The sequence below is a fragment of the Maribellus maritimus genome (genome assembly GCF_022267315.1).
Lineage (GTDB): Bacteria > Bacteroidota > Bacteroidia > Bacteroidales > Prolixibacteraceae > Draconibacterium > Draconibacterium maritimum.
In genome coordinates this window covers 1-2,661 of record NZ_JAIKLE010000105.1, presented here as the reverse complement: position 1 = coordinate 2,661, position 2,661 = coordinate 1, and the positions used below count along the sequence as shown (strand labels likewise).

Annotated in this window: 1 protein-coding gene; it reads left to right on the top strand. The window is 32.5% G+C overall.

The features are described from left to right. Positions 1 to 241 precede the first annotated feature (241 nt). Positions 242 to 2,661, top strand: a 2,420-nt coding sequence (locus tag K5G00_RS29060) for a hypothetical protein (RefSeq protein ID WP_238770059.1), incomplete at its 3' end; no start/stop codon positions are given.

The window sequence follows — 2,661 nt, the reverse complement described above, 5'->3', positions numbered from 1 at the left end:
AAAAACACGGAGAAAAATACCATTTGGAAACCATCGACTTAACAGGAAATGATATTGGAACACGAGTAGAAATTCAGATTCCGGATGAAAAATAATTTGCAATGCAAAAAAACTTTTGTAGCCTCAAGAAGCTCTTTTTAAATAATATTACCGTTAAATAAATCAATCCTGCCGTTAAATAAATCTGTCTTTTTATTGTCGCTTTTTCGTGCCAAATTTGAATCAACCAGAATCAACGGTTATGAAAACAAAACTCTTTTTAACACTTACACTAATCTTTAACTTCGCAAGAGCTTTTTCGCAAGAGCAAATTATAAAACTAAATCTTCAGGAAAAACATGAATATATTTTTGAGAAAATCGAAAAAATATATCTGAAATCTGAAAATGAACCGGATAAGTTTTTACAAGAGGATGCAAAAAAAATAAAAATAACTGTTGAGAAAATCGTCCCAAATGAATTAATTGAATTCTCTTTTCAATACTCAAAAAATATACGTGATAATGGGTCGTATGGTGAAATGTTAAACTGTGTTGACTATTTTTTCCCCGAGCTGGGTATCACACGACCATATGATGCAGTCCAGGGCTTATTATGCCGGTCTGTATTAAAATTCTCACTAAACCTAAAAACAAACAGCATTGAACTGATAAACAGACAAAATCTTATTAATTCATTTCGAACAAGATTAGCCGAACTACAAATTGAAGGCGAAGAACTTGATTTGGTTTGGGACATAATAAATAAAAACAAATGGTTTATCGAAGATGAGGAGGTGAGATTTCTAAGCTGGTTTAATAATTCAAACTTAACTAACAATTCCATTATAAATTCGAAAATTCCGGACAAACTAAAAGTTATAGAAAAAAGTCCGAAATTCATTAGCTTGGGAGATGAAAACACCCAAAAGATTATTTCGGGGAAAACACAAAAGAAATACTGGTTAAATCTTGAAAGCGGAATTATAACCAATTATTCCAGCATTCGATACGAATCTTCTAAAGGAAAAACAGAGAAAAATTTTCTTACAGGAGATTGGAAAGTATTTGAAAAGAGTCTCAGCCTGATAGATTCCCATCCTGTACCGGCACAAAAACTTTTTGTTTCGGGTAAGATTGAAGATCCATTGAGTAACAAAATATTCATAAAATTTTTGGACCAGCCATTTGGTACCATTTTGAAAGAAATCACTGTTTTTCTCAATGAGAATGGCTCTTTTTCAACTTCTTTTAATTTTCACAACAGTGGTTTAATTTATATTGAAAACGAAAATCTAAACCGAAATCTATCCAATGAAAAGATAGTGATGTATGGCGAACCTGGCGATTCGTTAAAATTTATAGCAAACGGAAAAGAAAAACCCTGGACACTTTCTTTTTATGGAGAAAGAAAGAATGAGGCAGAATTGCTATTGGAATTACGAGAAAAGATCAAACTGGAAAACCTTGGTTTAATTTCACCAAATAGTAGTCAATATGTGCTTGACGGTGATTTATATTTTGGAAGTAGTGCTACTAAAATGCCAGACGGCACATACAAGATATACTATAAAAACTACAATACTGAATTTGAAAAAGCTATAAAGCAAACAGACGATATATCGTTTCAGTACAAAAACACAGTAAATAACGAAGTCCGTTCATTTATTTCCAACGAGGTAAAAGCGTTTATCTACAATGGGATATATAATTATTTAACTCGCTCAATAATTTTAAAAAGAAGATATCCGGAGCATTCCCCAACAGAAGCTGAAAATAAAAATATCCAAAGGATTTCAGTATTGGCAGAAGAACTAAACCCTCAACTAATCTACAACGATTACGGAATACAATCCCGCAAAAGCATATCTATTTACCTACATTATCAATTTTTGAAAACTAAAAAAGTTAGCAGCCATTCGCCAACTGTTCTACAGCGATTATATAGCTCTAATAATGTTGATCAATTAACACAATTTGCTCAATTGATCTTAACCGGTGCTCCTCTTTACCGAGAAATTGGTTCAAATCTGTATCAAATTTTGACCGATTACTCAAACAGTGTGCCCATCCTAACATATAATAATTTTCAAAGAGAAGCAGCAATTAAATATTTAAAATTAATGGCGCAGAATTCTAGCGATTCGACCATGTTGAATAAAATAAATCTTTTATTGGAGCAACATTCCAAATTGGAATCCGGAAATTATTTCCCCAACCTGAAATTACTGAATATCAACAAAAAAGAACTATCCTACTCCGATATTATTGAAGGAAAACCGACCGTTTTCTATTTTCCATCAGGCTGGATTGGAAACCGGTATGAACTGGACGTAATAGCACCAAAAAACCCGGAAATAAGAATTGTGATGGTAACCGAAGGCAGCAATTTTCGGGAATGGAAAGAATACAATGAAAAAGCGGAACCTGTAATTCAACAACTGTTCTTCAAAAACAACAGTGTTTCACTAAAAGAGTTAATGTTGAAACAGAACGTTTATGCTGTTTTTGACAGCAAAGGAAACTTTGTAAATTATTATAATGACTTTAAACAAGCATCTGATGCAGCAAAGACAAGCGTTGAGAAAAAACAACTCAACAAATCGCAACTCAAAATAATTGTTATAGTTCTGCTCATATTTCTTACACTACTTATTTTAAGTTTGTTAATCTGGAGATGGCG